The organism is Bacillus sp. FSL W8-0116 (assembly GCF_038003825.1).
Lineage (GTDB): Bacteria > Bacillota > Bacilli > Bacillales > DSM-4216 > Bacillus_O > Bacillus_O smithii.
On sequence record NZ_JBBOPY010000001.1, the window covers coordinates 1,574,576 to 1,590,621 of the forward strand.

17 protein-coding genes are annotated in these 16,046 nt (G+C 37.8%); 3 read left to right on the forward strand and 14 right to left on the reverse strand.

The genetic code is table 11. The features are described 5' to 3' along the window. The 5 genes from N1I86_RS07445 to N1I86_RS07465 all read right to left on the reverse strand — a co-directional run bounded on the left by N1I86_RS07445 (position 1) and on the right by N1I86_RS07465 (position 4,394). Positions 1-462, reverse strand: coding sequence for a protein-export chaperone SecB (locus N1I86_RS07445; protein WP_003353006.1), 462 nt, complete (start codon positions 460-462; stop codon positions 1-3). Beyond that, positions 455-1,024 carry a hypothetical protein gene (locus tag N1I86_RS07450; protein WP_003353007.1) on the reverse strand — a complete coding sequence of 190 codons (570 nt, stop codon included), beginning with the start codon at positions 1,022-1,024 and terminating at the stop codon, positions 455-457. The genes N1I86_RS07445 and N1I86_RS07450 overlap by 8 nt, the downstream gene beginning before the upstream one ends. Before the next feature lie 502 nt (positions 1,025-1,526). Beyond that, on the reverse strand, positions 1,527-2,414 hold the full coding sequence (locus N1I86_RS07455) for a C39 family peptidase (protein ID WP_341095742.1): 888 nt from the start codon (positions 2,412-2,414) through the stop codon (positions 1,527-1,529). A 204-nt stretch (positions 2,415-2,618) separates the two neighbouring features. Further along, the gene (locus tag N1I86_RS07460) at positions 2,619-3,596 is read right to left on the reverse strand and encodes a potassium channel family protein (RefSeq protein WP_341095744.1); all 978 of its coding nucleotides are present in this window, start codon (positions 3,594-3,596) and stop codon (positions 2,619-2,621) included. Between the two features lie 522 nt (positions 3,597-4,118). Further along, positions 4,119-4,394: a hypothetical protein gene (locus tag N1I86_RS07465; protein ID WP_341095747.1), complete on the reverse strand. Its 276-nt coding sequence runs from the start codon at positions 4,392-4,394 to the stop codon at positions 4,119-4,121. Positions 4,395-4,447: 53 nt separating this feature from the next. Here N1I86_RS07465 and N1I86_RS07470 point away from each other — a divergent pair, with 53 nt between their 5' ends. Next, on the forward strand, positions 4,448-4,744 hold the full coding sequence (locus tag N1I86_RS07470; protein ID WP_341095748.1) for a hypothetical protein: 297 nt from the start codon (positions 4,448-4,450) through the stop codon (positions 4,742-4,744). 636 nt (positions 4,745-5,380) lie between these two features. Here N1I86_RS07470 and N1I86_RS07475 read toward each other — a convergent pair. The 6 genes from N1I86_RS07475 to N1I86_RS07500 all read right to left on the reverse strand — a co-directional run bounded on the left by N1I86_RS07475 (position 5,381) and on the right by N1I86_RS07500 (position 11,947). Next, positions 5,381-6,280: an S-4TM family putative pore-forming effector gene (locus N1I86_RS07475; protein WP_340436138.1), complete on the reverse strand. Its 900-nt coding sequence runs from the start codon at positions 6,278-6,280 to the stop codon at positions 5,381-5,383. A gap of 6 nt (positions 6,281-6,286) precedes the next feature. Next, positions 6,287-7,291, reverse strand: coding sequence for a nucleotidyltransferase (locus N1I86_RS07480; RefSeq protein WP_341095750.1), 1,005 nt, complete (start codon positions 7,289-7,291; stop codon positions 6,287-6,289). Positions 7,292-8,148: 857 nt separating this feature from the next. Next, positions 8,149-8,760 carry a hypothetical protein gene (locus tag N1I86_RS07485; protein WP_341095752.1) on the reverse strand — a complete coding sequence of 204 codons (612 nt, stop codon included), beginning with the start codon at positions 8,758-8,760 and terminating at the stop codon, positions 8,149-8,151. Positions 8,761-8,839: 79 nt separating this feature from the next. Further along, a complete protein-coding gene (locus N1I86_RS07490; RefSeq protein WP_341095754.1) occupies positions 8,840-9,346 on the reverse strand; it encodes a hypothetical protein in 507 nt (168 codons plus the stop codon). A gap of 847 nt (positions 9,347-10,193) precedes the next feature. Then, the gene (locus N1I86_RS07495) at positions 10,194-10,625 is read right to left on the reverse strand and encodes a hypothetical protein (RefSeq protein WP_341095756.1); all 432 of its coding nucleotides are present in this window, start codon (positions 10,623-10,625) and stop codon (positions 10,194-10,196) included. A 2-nt stretch (positions 10,626-10,627) separates the two neighbouring features. Continuing rightward, positions 10,628-11,947, reverse strand: a complete 1,320-nt coding sequence (locus tag N1I86_RS07500; protein ID WP_341095758.1) for an AAA family ATPase — start codon at positions 11,945-11,947, stop codon at positions 10,628-10,630. Between the two features lie 756 nt (positions 11,948-12,703). On the opposite strand from N1I86_RS07500, the gene N1I86_RS07505 reads away from it, so the two are divergent. Then, a complete protein-coding gene (locus N1I86_RS07505) occupies positions 12,704-13,885 on the forward strand; it encodes an IS701 family transposase (protein WP_003353085.1) in 1,182 nt (393 codons plus the stop codon). A 123-nt stretch (positions 13,886-14,008) separates the two neighbouring features. Further along, a protein-coding gene (locus tag N1I86_RS07510) for an IS630-like element ISBs2 family transposase (RefSeq protein ID WP_076611651.1) occupies positions 14,009-15,054 on the forward strand; the annotation gives its coding sequence in 2 pieces (ribosomal slippage) (positions 14,009-14,512 and positions 14,515-15,054; 1,044 coding nt in all). Between the two features lie 88 nt (positions 15,055-15,142). Here N1I86_RS07510 and N1I86_RS07515 read toward each other — a convergent pair. The 3 genes from N1I86_RS07515 to N1I86_RS16725 all read right to left on the reverse strand — a co-directional run bounded on the left by N1I86_RS07515 (position 15,143) and on the right by N1I86_RS16725 (position 15,944). Beyond that, on the reverse strand, positions 15,143-15,331 hold the full coding sequence (locus N1I86_RS07515; protein WP_341095760.1) for a hypothetical protein: 189 nt from the start codon (positions 15,329-15,331) through the stop codon (positions 15,143-15,145). Between the two features lie 34 nt (positions 15,332-15,365). Next, positions 15,366-15,524 (reverse strand): hypothetical protein, encoded by a 159-nt coding sequence (locus N1I86_RS07520; RefSeq protein WP_341095762.1) that lies wholly within the window; start codon positions 15,522-15,524, stop codon positions 15,366-15,368. A 186-nt stretch (positions 15,525-15,710) separates the two neighbouring features. Then, positions 15,711-15,944 carry a DUF2188 domain-containing protein gene (locus N1I86_RS16725; RefSeq protein WP_341288812.1) on the reverse strand — a complete coding sequence of 78 codons (234 nt, stop codon included), beginning with the start codon at positions 15,942-15,944 and terminating at the stop codon, positions 15,711-15,713. Positions 15,945-16,046: the final 102 nt, after the last annotated feature.

Below are 16,046 nucleotides of genomic sequence, written 5' to 3' on the forward strand. Positions count from 1 at the left end.
TTACTCACCGACCGATTGATTTTCATGATTCAGTTTCATTGATTCCAAGATATCCATCGTTGGTAACACAATTGGTGCGATTAGCATATGAGAAGTTAAAGAAGTTATTAAACTACGAGTATATGGCAATAACTGTGGAACCGTTTGTATATCTGTCCAGTATTCTAATTTTTCTGTTGAAGCAGAAGTATTAGCCTTAAAACGTCCTTTGTATACAATTTCGATTTTTAATACTATATCACCACTACCCTCTTCCCTACTATTCACAACGGTTTTTAAAAAAGTGTTAACTTCTTTTTCACTAATTGGTTCTAAGCGCTTTCCTAAAACAATTTCATTTACATATTTCCCCTTTTTAAACGGTTTCATCTTGTCTATATGTACAGATTCAAGACTTGCTTCTATTAACTGAATTTTTGTTTTAGCCAATGTATACAACTCGTAAGCCTGTTGATTATCCAATAATATCCACTCCTTTTTTTGTATAATTATAACAAAAGCCCTGCTGATTTACAGCAGAGCTTAATATAAATTCCCATTCTATATGATCCGAATCAGATTTCAGCCTATTATTAAAAAAAACGGTTTCTTCAAAAACATCTACTAAATCAGTGGCAGACGATTCCATACAACCCGTTATAAATTCATTTAGTGCTGTAAGTAATTCAGAAATAGACAATAACAGATTAGAATGGATTTCATTTTCAATGTCCATCTCTAAAAGCATCTGTCTATATGTTAAAAAGTTTAATATTTCCTCTGTATCCGGTAACGTCGTTTTTCCAATGTTTTTTACATAGCCTATACCGTACTCATTCATCCAGTCCCAAAAATACGAATTTTCATCGTCAAGATCAATTCCGTATTTTACCATTTGGGGGAACGAAACAAAATTAGCAGGTGACCATTTCATACAATGAAATAAACTGCTGATCATACTATTCATAATGAAAGTCAACAATCGATCAGATTCAGTTTGATCCGTCCTTTGAATTCCCATGAACTCCCAAACATTGACGTTCATAGTCCTTCCTCCTTCCGAACGTGCTGTTTAACTTTATTATATAGAATATACGCCCAAAACGATACTAAAAATATCGTAAAAATTTTTCGACAAAAACTCGATAAAGAAATGCTAAATTTGAGATCCTTTTTCGCTCTACCCTACGCATGCATAATAATAACGATGAATAAATAGGATCTTTTTTATCATTGTGACCTCTATACGTATCTTCTATACAGGATACTGCCATAAAACCGCTCCTTTTCCATTTGGTTGTTATTCCTATTCTATTTAAAATTGTAGAAAGAAAATTCAAAAAACAAACTTCTTTACTTTTGTCCTTACAAAATAAACTTTCAAATACAAGAAAAAAACCTGTAGAAGCTTCTACAGGACTTTTTGTATCGGAAGGACAATAGACCTAATCCATTTTTCATAGTGCCATTATCTGGATCAATGAGGACATACCAGTGCCTAAACAGAGCTTTTCAGCATACTTTACGAAGCACAACAGGCACACATACTAAGGCGTTTCATATAGAACATATCCTTGCAACGCTTTGACATAAAGATTATTTCCTACTTGGTACATTCCTCCGTTGTCTTTGCTGTAGCTGTACACTCGATAGGTCTCATATGGGTAAAGCATTCGGACGAACTTGAGCTGACCTGCTTCATTCTTGCTTTGGAGCTGTATCGGTTTTAAAATCGTCACTTTCCCTATCTGTCCATTTTTCAACTCTTTCTTCCAATTCGGTTTTGGCAGATAACTGATCGCTTGTCTGCCCATTTGTATCCAGGCCGCTTCGAAGCTTTTCCTGTTGACCGCACGATTTTTGCGATGGTACAGAGGATCATTGATATAGATATAACGATCGTCATACCCCGTTATAAGAACGGAATGTTCCCGATAGGTAATGGCAACTTTGCCTTTTCTAGTATTCCAAATACGAAACTCAGAAGAAGGGAGCTTTTTAAATTTCGAATTGACAATGACCCAAACCGGGGCACCGCGATCGATAAATTGATAAATCGTCTTTAGATCTTTATTCGATAAATTGACAGCCCGATCGTGTATATATTTTTGAGCCAATTCATAAATGAGGGGATAATAGACCCCGTAGCCGCTTTGTGTGAACGTGTACATATTTCCGACAAATCCTTCGTACGGATTGCCGTAGAGGCCGTTTTGACGAAAAGGAACTTTTTCCACTTGCTTGGCCAATGTCATTTTGTCCACTTTCACTCCTGCGTGCTGCAAAAGCATCGCCAGAGATGTGACCTCACAGCCGCGAGGCAATTGGGGCATTTGCTGAATATAGGGTGCATTTAAAATGGTTTTCGCATTCGTTTGATCTGTCCACCCCAAACAAATAAGAAAGAAAGCACTGAATAAAATGATTTTTTTCAAAAACAATTCTCTCCTTATCTAACTCTTCCTCTTTATTGTCTGCCTTTGTTCAAGAATCTACTCCATTCTTTTTCAGGGGTCAGTTCCATGAATGCCGAACCGTCAAGCGAGAGTCCAAACACAATAAAGTGAACGGTTTAACGTAACAACTTCAATTATTAAGAGCACATACGCGGAAAAATTCCGGCGGGTGATAAGGTCGCATCACAATTGTTCGAATTTCCGCAGCTGATCCTCTCTGCCAAAGACAATCAATAAATCATTGGCCAACAGTTGTTCATCTGGTTTCGGGTTGCTGATGATCGTATTTCCCCGCTTGATGGCCACAATGGTGACCCCGCACACTTGACGGAGTTTCGATTGCTTTAACGTTTGATTGACCAGTTTGGAATCTTCTCTCAGCACGATTTCTTCCACATTATAGGCTCCTTCTGAATCTTGCAAAAGGGTATCCACTAATTCCATGCTGACCGGTTTCAATACGGACATCGCCATTCGTTTTCCGCCGATGCTGGAGGTGTTAATCACTTTATCCGCACCGGCACTGTATAACTTTTTTTCCGCCTCTTCTTTCTCCGCCCTCGTTACAATGAGGATATTCGGATTGATTCCTCGTGCCGTGAGCGTAATAAACACGTTATCGGTATCGCTTGGCAGCGTGATGACAATACAAGAAGCCCGTTCAATGCCGGCCGCGATGAGAACATCATCATCGGTGGCATCTCCGTTCACATAAAGAAGATCTTCTGTTTTTTCTAATATTTGCTCGTTTTTTTCCACCGCTACAATCGGCTGATGTTCCCGTTTTAATTGAGCAACCACTTGTTTGCCGACTCTTCCCAAACCGCATACAATAATATGATGTTCCAGTTGATCAATCTTATGGTTCATTTTTCTTCGTTTCACCTCATCCGCCCATTTCCCGTCAATCACCGCACTAGCAAATCGGGCCAAAATATACGTCACAATCCCAATCGCAACCGGAATAATAATCAGGGTAAAAATCTTCCCTTGAATCGTCGCCGGTGTCATATCCCCGTAGCCGATCGTCAGCACAGAAACAACCGTCAGCCATACCGCATCAAAAAAAGACAGGTGCTCTGTCCACATATAGCCGAATGTACCAATAATAAGCGTAAGTGCAAGACAAGAAATGGGAATAATCAGCTTGCGAATATTCATTTTTCCTCCTATCGCAAAAATCATGTCTTATATTGCTTCATTTCTCAGTTCTTCTTCGTTGTATCGCCTCTTTTTCATCGCAAACAGCTTAGCGAGAAAAAGTATTGCAGCGGATTGATTCTCTTGCGGCTTCGCGCTGTAAGAAATGAATAATGTGCCCTGCTTATGTATCCAACTTCGAAATCAACATCGGTTCAATCCTTGCCGCAAACAGCAAAAGATTTCCATTTATCCACTCTTGCATTTCCTTGAGGATGTCGGATTTTGTATATTTTTCTTAAAATACCTAATCTTTCATACATATTATAAATCACTTCTATCAAAATGAATGAAGTTTTATCACCTTTCTTGCCAATTAGCCAGGCGGCAGCCGGAACGATGTTGCAAACAAAAAACGGAGGAAGATCCATTCCGCTAAGAAACTAAAAAAAGAAAAGCCTCGTGAGAGACCTTTCAGTAGATCTTTTCTTCGACATGTTTTGTTCAATCACGATCGGGTGCAGACGTCCGGCACCCAATCTGCTATTCTTTCAGTTTAAATTGAGACATCGTTGCATTTAAGGATTCGGTCAGTTCTCTTAACGAAGACACTTTTTCCACCATTTTACTAATGGAATTTTTCTGTTCCTGAGTGGAGGCAGAGATTTCTTCACTTCCTGCCGCTGTTTCTTCCACAACTGCACTGATGCTCTCTACATTTTGCAGAACATATTCGTTGGATTTTTTAGAACGATCAACCCAGCAATATCCGAAATTTGAATGAGCCAAAAACGAAAAAGGTAAACATCTATATTGCAACAAAGCAACTTCATTTTCTATATGAGTTGAAAGGTCTCTTTGAACGATGCGGAATGAATAAAGTGACGTTCCATTTTGATAGCAGAACAGTAATAGATAGCGACAAAGTAAAAGAAAAAGCGATAATGTATGCAAATAAATTAGTAGAAATTATTAAAAAAGAAGATATCATTTTACCCCAGCCAGTCGGCAAAATAACAAACTCAACAGCAATCAAAAACTTCATGAATCGACATTGGCTAAACTACAGAGAAGAAATCCTCTCAGCGTTTCAAATGCACGGATTAACAATCACCGAAAACAGCCGTAGTTGGAAATTGGTTGATTGGCTGACATACGAAACTCACTAACAATCCACATACAATATTTAAAAATCCCCAAAATGGGAATATTTTTATTAAGAAGAAAATAAAACGTCTTTCGTTTCAAATAAAAGTATCACTACTAAAATCATTACAATGAAAATTTTTATGACGTAATCTTCCTAACAAAAAGCTTATTTATCAACCATTAAAGACATTATTCAGTTAACAATGTCAGACAAATCGTAAAAAAAGAATATTTCTTATTTTACGTCAGACATAGCCGAATGAAAATGTGATTATATAAACTTTTATCGTTGAAAATAACGTCGGACAATTTATTCTTGTAACAAGAACCTACTCCGTTACATTAAAATTTGTTTAGAAGTTATGTAGTGTTAGCATTTTTGCATTTTATAAAATCATGAATCATTTCGATTCAACTCCTTGATAACAGCTTGAAGTAATTGAGGTTTGACACCGGGGTAGAAGGTGATTTTGCAATGGTTGTCTTGAATGACGCATACTGGTCTGAGTGGGCCACGACTTGTTGGGGGGGGAGTTGAATCGGATTCGGATTCCAATTTGACTGGCACGATATTTAATTTAATTGGTTAATTTTATTTCTCATTGATTCTCTACTCGGATTTAAATAAAGAAGTGTAGTATGAACATTACCATGGCCTACTTTTTTAGTTTTTCCTTTAGATCCAAAATATACTGGTTCGAATAACTTTGATACTTCTCCCTATTTAGGTGATAGAATAAATTGGGAATGGGAGAAAAGTTTTTTCTTCTTTCATAAATACAATGTTGAATCTCTTTGGCTTTATTTAAAATGTCTTCTTTGGTGAATTCCTCAATGTTTTCATAAATTTGATATAGGCTATCGTTAATATCTTTACTACTTTTAATGTTTTTATAGTTCTTATATATATAAGAAAGTCTATCTACTACAATTGTTAATATGGGGTATAGTTTTATTATTAAATTTTCTACACTATTATTCCAAAAAATAACAACATATACTGATAGCAAAATTACAAGCAATAATATATTTAGTTTTTGATACTTCATTCTTAGTTGAGTTTCCCAATCACTATTTTCTATTTGACAAAGTATAATTGCTTTTTCAATAGAAACTCCTGATACATCTGAATACCAATCCTTAACCCCTTTTTGCTGCCCATTACGACTTGTTTGTTCAATAAACTCTTTTGGAAACTTTGTTTTTAATTCCAATGCTATTTTATGCAGGCTCGTCACTTTCAGAAAAGGAGCGTATGTATCGAACCCATATAATTTTCTGTCTATAAGTTCCTGCATTGTAGCAGCAGTATTTATTCTTTCACCTTCTCTAATATATAATATACAAAAAGTTACCCCCCAAATAACATATATCGCTTTAAAATAATTATTGCTCTGAATCGTATTGATTAATCCTAAAACATAAAAAATAAGATTAACAAAAAACATTATATGAAGTGCTCTTTTACTCAATGAGTACAATTTCCTCTGGGCAAACAAATATAAAAGAATTTCTTCGGTGTTTTGCTTTATATTAATATCATTACTACTATCCATATCCATCTAATCCTCGCTATATTCTGGAAATTCGCTTCCGAATATTTCAGCCCATTTTTTAATGGCTTTCTCATGATCTTTATCATCTATTTCTGCAGAAATCGCTTCTTTTGCTTTTTCATAATCACTTTCTGCTTTGTTTGAAATTTTCAGTTTTTCATCATATGTAAGTGTGTTTAAATCTCCTTGAATTTCTTTTGGATCATTAATGGAATACCAAATGTTATCTTTGATATAATATAAAACATCTCTAAATCTTAAATCAATATAATCACTTACACTATCTACGCTATCAAAATATTGTAGTAATAAACATTCTAATACATAAGATGGCATCAATGGCATTGTAGGTCTTCTATTCCAATACTTTACCAATCTTATAGTCTCTAACATTAATCCATTATGTTTTTGGTTCAAAGTAGTTACTTTATCCCTATCTTTGCGTGGATCTGTTTTTTGCCAATTTCCCTTTCCATCTGGTATTAAATAATAATCTCGGCCATCAGATTCTTTAGTTGTTCGAAAACATGGTACAATATCAAAATTCCATTCATAAGATTTTAGTTGAAGGGTGGCTGCCGCACCATTCTTATGGGTCTCCGCTTTCTTATAATCGTTTAAATTTTTAAGTTCTTTTATAAATTTGTTAATAACTTTTGTTGAATTGAGTATGTTAGTATTGTCATTGCAACAACTCTTTTGTGGAGAATTATCATCATTTACATAAATTTTAACCTCATAGCCTGAATCATAATAAGTGCTACCGTCACCGTTAATCCCAATCATTATATCAATATCATCTAAGGGTCTTATTTTTGTTTTTCTTGCAAATGAGCCAAATGCAATATCAATGTCATGATATAAATTGAAAAAATCTTCATTAGAACCCAAACTATGTATATTATCTATAAGATTGTCCCTGCTTTTTCTTGCAGTTTTTGTTTTGTCCGGATCCAAGTTGACCTTATCTCGCATAAACTCTTTAAATGCATTATTTACAGTTGCCGCCATATTTTCACCCCTTAAAATTCATATAATCCCATAACGTTCCATTAATTCTTTAACAATATTATACACTATTCCAATTTAAAGTTCATAATTTATAAGATTTTTTACTATATTATGTATAATGTAGGTACAAAGTATCGTTATTGGAATCTGAATCGAGTAGGAGGGAGCGATTAACTCCCGTCCTCTCACACCACCGTACGTACGGTTCCGTATACGGCGGTTCAATTAAGATCATTGACGCAAGTTTTTATAACTTCCGTGAATAGCTGTTCTCTTTATGCCAGTGGTCACTCCACCCTCCAAGAGGTCTCCCACGGGATTCACCGCTTCCTCCCTCAAGTGATGTACTACGTTTTCTGTGTTCAGCATGACTCAATGAATGCCAAGGGCTATTCTCTCTTCATTGTTCGGTCCTTTAGTTGTTCTAGACCAACTAATACGATGACCTCTGCTGACTTCTGATGGTTCAGCTACTTATCACTAAGTAGGTTATGAAGTGTACTTCACGTACCCATCAGACCTCCCTGGGTAAGAATGTAATCTTTCCTTCCATCTATCTGCTTCATTTACTCTGTACCACCTTTGGCAGAAAGGACTTTGTTTTGTTTGGCAAACTCATCCAATGATACCTAGCCTTATATGAAGTTCGTGTTCCGAGAGACCTTAAAGTTTGCCGCTCGCTTCCTTCAGATTCCGCGTCACCACGGACACCCTTGCGTTAAGCTAACTGTTAATTCTGCCTTCACAGTTCGGGACTTTCACCCTATAGATTACACCCATGCCAGGCGCACCAAGAAAAGCCAAACGGAGAGAAATTCCGCTCGGCTTTTCGTTAGATTTCAGAAGGTACACCATTCCTATCTTTTAGTGACTCCTAATATGGCAGCAGCTGCTTTAATGCGAACAATCGGATCATCCGACTGAATTTCCTCTTCAAGCACCTTCCATGCTTTTTCCACCAGTTCTTGGCGATTGCCCGAATCTTGAATATCCTCCTCGCCATATAACAGCGGTTCAAGTTCCGCCATTTTAATAGGATATTTGAACTTCGTTACAGTAGCGCGATTCCGTAAAAGTTCCTGTACTTTATCATTTAAAGAACTCCGCTTCACAGTGGTGATCCAATCTACTGGACGTTGGTGACACATGCCGTCTCGATCGTTATCATACTCTTGTTTATATATATAATCTCCTAACCGTCCAATGTGGACAAAATCACCTTCAGCAATCATGACAAGATCGCCCGCCTTCATCGTATTGGCAAAGGCGTTAACAATTCCCTTATAATACGCCATTTTTTGCCCAACATAATCAGGATATTTTTTAGCCAGCCGCTCTTCAATTTCTGCAACATCTACATTTTCTAGAGAACCTATGCCCGGCCAGCCAATTGCTACAAATCCTTGTTCTAAAAATAAAGGTAGACGCTCGATTCCATGAGGCCGACTTTTCATTTGAAATAAGTTCATTTCTTTTCCCCCTCTAGAAATATGGATTTATCGACTGTTAGATTCGTTGTGTAAGTGTTTAGCCTGCACTTTAAATCATTTAAAATCCCAATTCCAGCTCATGTACATCATATTTACATTTTGTCACAATTCCACGATGGTTAATTGTCTCACGCACTTTCTCATTATACAAAGAAACCGGCTCATCGATGACTCTCCACTCAACCGATCGTTGATGACAAAAACCATCCGTTTGATTATCGAGATGCTTAACGTAATGATAAGGACCAATCATCCCGATGCTTAAAACACGGCCATTACGCACTATAACAAGATCACCGTCTTTCATCGTATCAATAAAAGCCCAAACAGCTCCAAGCACATTCCCAAGACGCGCCCCTGAATAACGATACGTCTTACGCAACCGCTCCCGTACTTCTTCTTTCTTTACATTTCTTAAATCCCCAATGCCTGGCCAGCCAATCCCGATTTTGTTATCACGAATAAATTCCTCATACCGTTGAATACCATGCGGTTTTGTTTTAATTTGAAACACATGAACCATCGTAGACACTCCTTTGGATTCCAAATGATATTTTAAGTTCATTATATATATCCTTTTATGCGATGTCAACCCTCTATCACCCTTTGGATTCCAAAAGATTAAATATGATGATCAATGCGCCAGCAAGAAACAGGCACTCAACCATGCCTATCCATAAGAAATGCTGAAAGCAAGGCCAAATAATATAGATGCATTCTCCTCAATGTCTAGCTGATTAAGCAGCATGTAAAAATCGAGCAAGTATTCCAGCTGCTTTACGTTTGATTTCGTGCCATGTCATACACCCCAATGAACCGCTCCCACCTCCACTTCGCTTAGTGGTGGGAGACTTCTCAATGAACATGTTAAAAAACAAATTCCTTGGAGAATGCTCTCCAGGGAACCGCTGCAATTATAGAATGCGCTCAGGCGTTTCCCATCTCATTTTCTTGATTGCAGGAATACCTCCTCTGACCAAATAGCTATCGGCTGATTACTCAAGGATAATTTTGCCGGTATGTTTGAAACGTTCCAAAAGCGTAAACAGCCTTGAATAACAATCTTGGATTGTTTTTTCATTTTTCTGCCGACGGGGCATACCATCCGATTCTGGATTTTTTTAAATGAATAAGCGAGCAGCAACACTTATGAAAATAAGGCGTTTCGGTTCAATCGGTGGCTAGCATGCTTCAAAAAGATTAATAGGATAAAAGAAAAGGAGAACTCGTCGCTGTAAAAAGTGAACGGCTCTCCTTATTGCGGATATAGTGGGAAATAGAAAAATCATAACAAAGAAGGGTCTATAATTCGAGTTGCTTTTAATAACGGCAGCGCCAGAGGCATGTCCACAACAGTCTTATGCTTTTATAAATCTGGACACACATGGTAGTCCCCTGTACAGATGCGAAACCTAAACGATTACTTCATCAAATTTGGCTTTAATATTTAGTTTTCCCCCTGTTTGCCGTAACATCTTCTCTAGTTTCATGATATATGTAGATTTTAAAGCCGGTGTTCTTACCCTTGTTGTAATAATTCTCGCATCTAACATATATTTTGGGAGCGATGACTGCAACTGCTCGACTGTCTTTAAAATTTGCTGAACAGCTTTCTCTATATCCGACCCTTTTAATTCGATAAAGAACGCCTTTTTATCCTCGGCAACTAAAAATAAGAAATCACATTTGATGCCTTCGTCGAGAATGCAGCCATCAACCCGATACAATGCTATTTTCTTTTTTTGATTGTTTATAAATTGTATCATCTTTCCATTTTCTTCTACCTTTGCCACATTTCTGCGATCACAGTATTTCAGACATCGCTCCCATGTTTGAACAGACATTCTTAATCCCCCAACCCCTCTACTTCCATTAGTTCATCTAATAAGCGGTTAATGATATAGGATGCTTCGTCAATCTCTTCTGGCTTAATTAACCCTAACTCATGATCTACAATACTCCGGTAATTAAATGTTTCTCCCACCCGTTCAACCATATAAGCTTTAAGTTTTTCAGAAGGAATTCGCAGTTTCTTATCGACGATAGAACGTTGGGATTTATCTAGCTTTTCACTAATTTGAGCCGCATACAAATATATATTAAATGCGGATAAAATATATGGACTATGGGTAGTGATCACCAATGTATTGTTCGACGAATTTAATAAGAGTGAAAACAGAGCTGCAATGTCTTTTTGAGCAGTTGGATATAAATGTGCCTCGGGTTCTTCAATTACCATGAATACATTTAACCGTTCTAGGATAACTGTAAAGATTAATAGTAAAATCCATACTACTTCCTGCTGACCAGAAGATGAAAATTTCAATTTTGTATATTCCTTATCATTAAAGAAGATTTTTTCACCCTGATCTGTAAATACATATTTTCCTTTCATAATTTGTTGAATGATATCGATCGCCAAATGAATGGATTCAAAATCAATTTTTTCGATTGAAAATTTTTTCTTATCTTGCACAATTTCCTCGAATGATTGAGAAAAATTCTTCTTCAATAAATTAATTCGGTCGATGAACCCCTCTGTTAATAAATCGAGCTGTCGAGAGTTAATATCTTGCAGCTGATCAGATAAAGTAGCGACCAAGCTTCGTCCCGCCGGAATAAATATGGCTGTTTTAGAATCTTCAAAAGCAGAATAAATAGCCTGTCTTGTTTTTTCAAGCAAACTTTTTTGCTTTGCTTTCCAATATGATACGTCCCAAGAATCGACAAATGATTGTTCTTCATTTTGTATTTCTTTTTTTAGATGAACAACTTTTTGAAAAGTATCAAAAAGTTCATTCTTTAGTTTTTCACTAAAATTAATTTGCACATATCCGTCTTCTAAATAAAGGCGAATCGATTTACCAGTACTGTACTCATACTGAATATGAAACGGTTTCATATGTTTAGTCGTGCCAAAATAACCTACAAATTTATATCTAAGCTGCTTGTTAAATTCAAAAAAGGGAGCTCGCTTACTTATACTCATGTTCTCCGTTGAAAGTAAATACTTAATCCATTCATCAGGAATAGAACGAAAGAAAAAAATTAATTTGCTTATGGTGCTTTTACCGCTTGCTTGTGGCCCAATAAGAATCGTCAAGTCGGCAATTTCTTCATCAAAGAAAGTAACAGGGCCAAAATTTTCTATAGTAATTTTCGGCATCCAATTCAACTCCTAAAAAGACAATCTTAGCTATTTACATTATAACCACATCAACTTTTTTTCGAAAACTAATTTTGTTTTTGGCAAGTAGAAAATGGCTCTTACGCAATCTTGGTGATAGGGAGGGAGTAATTGAGAAAATCAGTGTGCAAATAGAATTTTTTAGCTTCTCATTCTCAATTATCTCGACTTTTCACCAAAAGAACGTAAGAACCATTTTTAGTTTGCCATAAACAGTTTGACACCAGGGTAGAAGGAGATTTTACACTGATTGGATTGAATGACGCATATTGGTCTGAGTGGTCCACGACTTGCTGGGGATGGAGTCGGATCAGATTTGGACTCTAATTTTACAGGCACGATATTGAGTTTTTCCGTTGCCAAAAAAAGAACACCTCCTCTGTAATTGTTACTTTCATCTTACAGGAAGGTGTCATTGATTTATAGGCGTTGTTTGATTTCGGGCTTACGGTTTATTTTAGGATTTCTATCTGGGGTAACACCATTTTTTTAAGAATCAATATTATAGAGCCTTTTTTTATTGCACTAAAAAAGTGCTAGACTCTGTACAAATTCGTTGCACTAGTCTGCACTTTTATTATGCAATAAACACCAGTTTTCTTCTAAATGACTCTATTACTGTAGATGAGCAAATTCGCTAACATAAATTTACAACCAAACAAAAAAGAAGACATGAACCCGATTCCTTGGTTAGAATAGATGTGCCACAACTACTCACAAGGGGGTTCATGTCTCATGAATAGATTAGCACATCACCTAGGAATCCACAAGTTTTTGACGATGTTGGGGTTGGCACTTTATTTCTCAAAACCTGTCATGAAGCATCTCGTTCATATCGTGGATGCGATGATTACAAAGGGCTTTTCGGGAACACTGACCGATCTACATCACGGGAGTTTTCATCCGAACCATCGCACGACACTCAGCCATTTTTTCACGAAAAGCCCATGGGAAGAAGAGACGTTGCTTCGCAAACTCCAGCAGTGGGTGCTTCATCGTGTCGAACGCAGCTCGAAACGAGAGAATCAACCCATTTTTGTTTCGATCGATGATACGATTTGCCAAAAAACGAAGCCCTCGTCACGGGCAACACACGCCATTCAAGGGTGTGATTGGCACTATTCTCACGCAGAGAAAAAGTCGATCTGGGGACATTCTCTCGTTTGGCTCATGGTTCATACGATGACCCAAGCGTTTCCTTTTGCCTTTCGCCTCTACGACAAGACGGCGGGGAAAAGCAAAGGGGAACTCGCGATCGAGATGCTTTCTTCGTTGGATGTGAGTCGACCCGTTTATGTGCTCATGGACTCTTGGTATCCATCGAAAACCCTCGTGGGAGCCTGCTTGAAAAAAGGGTTCCACGTCATCGCGATGCTCAAGACGAATCGGATTCTCTATCCAAAAGGGACGGCCATTCAAGCAAAGGAATTTGCCAAATCTATGGAGCCACGGGATACCCGCCTCGTCACGGTGGGAAAAGAGCGTTATCGGGTGTATCGCTACGAAGGTGCTCTGAACGGTCTCAAGGATGCCGTGGTGCTGCTCGCATGGAAAGCCGATCAGCCGATGACACCGAAACATCTTCATTGCGTCTTGAGCACCGATCGCGAGCTAAGCGATGAAGACATCTTGTGCTACTATGCCGAGCGTTGGTCGATCGAATGTTTTTTCCGTCAAGCGAAAGACCAGCTGAAACTCGATGGATACCGCGTTCGCGGGCGTCGGGCGGTGAAACGGTATTGGATCTTGGTGCAACTTGCGTATGTGTACAGCATGTTCGAGTCGAACAGTGATGTTTCGGATGGGCTCGATCTCCTGCGCAAGAGAAAAGGACATAGCCTCGTGGAGTTCATTTATCGTGCAGCAAAACAAAATATTCCCATTGATGCCGTGAAAAAACAGCTCCACGTGGCATAAGGGGTACCCCGTTTGTCTCTTTTTCGTATGGTAATCATTGTTAATATATAAATTGAAATAAAGGTTTTCTCCCGTTCCACGGCGAATAAATACAAAGAGAAAATAGGGGAACGGAGAGAAAATATGATGCCAAATCACAAAGACGAGATCGAAAAGTTGTCCACTGCCATGAAAGAAGCAAAAAGTAAACGAGCATATGAACGCTACCAAGCGATTTATCTTCATTTGCAGGGATATACCAAAGGAGAAATCGCAACGATTATTGGTCGATCCAAGAAAACTATTTATAACTATATTCATGCCTACGCCCAGCGCGGTCTTGATGGACTGGAGATGAAATACTCACCTGGCGCCCCACGTCGATTGACCCCTGAGCAGGAAAAAGAGCTGGCTTTGATCATTGAACATCAGCTCCCCGTAGATGTGGGATTCGAAGCAAAATATAATTGGACGCTTGCGATAATCGCTGAACTCATTCAACAAAAGTGGGGGCCAACATACACGCTTCGCGGAACAAGTGACATTCTGCATCGGTTAGGGCTAAGCTATACGAAACCGACCTATACACTAGCCAATGCCGATGAAGAGAAACAAAAAGAATTCGTCGAAATCACCTTCCCTGAAGTAAAAAAAAACTGGTAGATGGGAACATCGCCCATGTCCTCTTTCAAGATGAGTCGATGATTCGTGATTACCAAGCGATTCAAAAAACATGGTTTGTCAAAGGAAAACAACGAATCATTCCGACGTTTGGAAAACATCAAGGGCTGAAGCTGATTGGCACGTTGAACTACGAAACAGGGGAAGTGTTTTGCATCGAAGAAGAATGCTATGACGCGGAAACATTTCTTCGATTTCTTCAACTTGTGTTAGAACGCTATCCCACAGGCAAAATAGTGATGATTTTAGATAACGCTCGAATTCACCATGCCAAACTCATTCAGCCATTTTTAAAAGAACACGAAGATCGGTTAGAGCTCGTCTTTTTGCCACCATACAGTCCGCAATTGAACTTGATTGAAGGGCTATGGAAATGGCTGAAATCAGACGTGATTTACAACGTGTTCTATTCGAGTGTGCAAGAAATTAGAAAGAATGTCCAAGCCTTTATTCAGCGAATCAACCAGAAACCAGAACAAACGATCGATCGTTTGTGTGTTCAGTTGTAAATCTTTAATTCAACTTATATAAAAATGCTCATCTACAGTCTATTATAAAAATTTGATATCTTCCTTGAATGAGCCATTAGAACTGTCCCTAATAATTTTCAACAAATTCCTTTACTTTTGTATATGTAATTTTATCAACTTCATAAGGTATTTCACTTACCTCGATTATATACCGAGACACCTCCCCTGAAACAATATCTTCATCAGTATAATATCGAGTTTCACGAGGTTCTATTGTAACAATCATTCCGTTAATATCTGTAAAGGTTTTTGCCATTTACATCCTTCCTTTCTTATGGTTGAAAAATAACTTATTTTGCCTTACATTCGTTACACTGTTCTTTGTCAGTCGGTTTTGTATTTGTTTTCTCCCATCCTGCTCCAGGATAACCGTTTTTCGAGCATGATAATTCCCAATGATATGTGTCGCTAGATTTCTTGTAATAGTAAGGCGCTTTAGGATTAGACATTATATTTCCCTCCTCAAAAAAAAACCACAACACGACAATTTCTTTAGAAGTTTTGTCATGTTGTGGTTTCTACTACTCTCATTCAATTTTAATAGATGAGAAAGAGCCAAAGCCCTTTACCTTCTGCTTATTTCTGGAAGTATCCTTAGTTCTGGGACGAAAAACCTGTCCCTGTGTCCCTGAATGTCAGCCTCTTGGTGGAAATGGGTCATCCCCATATGTCCATTCATCACTAATCGTACCATCTTTATTATGAACTTTCACTTGGCTAGGTATATTCTTTTTCGCCAACCGCTTTGCTTCTTCGATTGCAGCCGATTTGGTATCATGGTAACTTGATACTCTACTCGAATTTTCCTTTATCACTTTCCATTTTTCTAATTCATTTGAATAGGTAACGTGATAAACTGTTCGGCTGATTTCTCAACAACCCCTAAAATTAACATTCTAAGAAAATCCCCGCAGAGATTTCTCTCTGCAGAGCTTTCGACATATTTTGATATACTTCGAATGGTGACCGGC